This is a genomic window from Pseudomonas sp. 1152_12 (genome assembly GCF_052850675.1).
Map to the genome: position 1 here is coordinate 1 of NZ_VXCW01000076.1, position 205 is coordinate 205.

At 60.5% G+C, this 205-nt stretch carries 1 protein-coding gene; it reads right to left on the minus strand.

Annotated features, from left to right (window positions below; translation table 11 throughout):
* A partial coding sequence (locus FW764_RS28185; RefSeq protein ID WP_446436736.1) for a DUF6531 domain-containing protein occupies positions 1 to 205 on the minus strand: 205 nt, incomplete at both ends.

Here is a 205-nt window from a genome sequence, read left to right on the forward strand (position 1 = left end):
CTGGTGCGATACAACCGCGTCCACTCAAACGGCAAAATCCCGTCCAGCGCTCCATCGCTGAGCGTCAGCAACTCCTCGCCAGTCACCATCGAAACAGGGCAGCCATTAGTGGCAGTTTTATCCGCAGGCGCCGCCGCATCGCCCTGCGGATTCTTCCCCGCAACAGGCACATCATCGACCTGTTCCTGTCGCACCAACGCCGTCT